Below are 782 nucleotides of genomic sequence, written 5' to 3' on the forward strand. Positions count from 1 at the left end.
ATTAATAACTGCAAATATTGAAGGTGCAGTGAATGTTAAAGTAAGCAGTGAATGTTAAAGTAAATGTGTTTGGTTATGACAGTACTGCCGATGTATCGCTTTATATGCAAGGTGACGGTAATGCGGTAGGGCAAGTGCCACCACCGAAACTAACACTCAGTTCAACTACCACCAACATTAACGCAGCGACCCCTGCAACCGTGACGGCAACGTTACTGGCAGCTGATGGCAGTGCCTTAGCCAACAAGTTGGTGCAATTTAGTTTAAGTAATGCGGCGTTAGGGTTATTTGACCCAGAAATTGGCTCTGTGCTGACTGACGCTAATGGTAAGGCAAGCATTAAGCTGAAGACCTTGAATATTCCAGGTGCGGGTTTTGTGTATGCTGACATAGTAGGTGTGGATGTCGCGCAAGCTTCATTGGGCGTCACCATGGCAGGCGATGGCGTAATAGCTGGTAATAAATCCACCATAAGTTTGACTGCGAGTGCGATTGAAATCACTGCTGCGACCCCTGCTGAAGTTACTGCCTTAGTGAAAGATAAAGATGGCCTGCCGCTCGTCAACAAACTGGTGAGCTTCTCCTTAAACGATAATACCTTGGGTATTTTTGACCCTGCCACGGGTACGGCGCTAACCAATAGTAACGGTGTCGCGAAAATAACCTTAGCAACGGCGGATATCAAAGGCGCGGCCTTAGTGACTGCCTTAGTGCAAGGTGTGGATGCAGAGCCAGCTTCGCTCGGTGTGAATATGGCCGGTGACGGTAACACTGGAGATGGC

Annotated in this window: 1 pseudogene; it reads left to right on the plus strand. The window is 48.0% G+C overall.

Features of this window, described 5'->3' with window-relative positions:
• Positions 1-47: 47 nt before the first annotated feature.
• Positions 48-782, plus strand: a pseudogene (locus L5M29_RS23660) (Ig-like domain-containing protein); the annotation flags it as partial.

Origin of the sequence: Shewanella sp. SM95, assembly GCF_025653595.1 — a bacterium.
Lineage (GTDB): Bacteria > Pseudomonadota > Gammaproteobacteria > Enterobacterales > Shewanellaceae > Shewanella > Shewanella oncorhynchi.